General features: G+C 29.9%; 1 protein-coding gene. It reads right to left on the minus strand.

What is annotated here, in order from left to right:
* Positions 1-215: dihydrodipicolinate synthase family protein (locus SCA31_RS23845; protein WP_410699480.1), on the minus strand; the 215-nt coding region annotated here is incomplete at its 3' end.
* Positions 216-264 lie beyond the last annotated feature (49 nt).

A 264-nucleotide genomic window follows, 5' to 3' on the forward strand; every position in this document is an offset into this window, starting at 1 on the left:
CGTTTACCATTTACTTTAATGATATGATCTACTACCTGTTTCTTCTCTTCGGTAGAAAGTGTTGCAGCTTCCGCTGTAGTTCCTAATACAACTAAATAATTGATTCCGTTCTCGATATTATATTCAACAAGTTTCGTTAAACTATCAAAATCAACGGATAAATCTTCATTAAAGGGTGTTATTAACGCAACACCTACTCCTTTTAAAATGTTCATCTGCTAGAATTATTTTCTTCAAATTTAATAATTTAGACTAAGAATTTAT

The organism is Chryseobacterium sp. SIMBA_028, assembly GCF_046535285.1.
GTDB lineage: Bacteria > Bacteroidota > Bacteroidia > Flavobacteriales > Weeksellaceae > Chryseobacterium.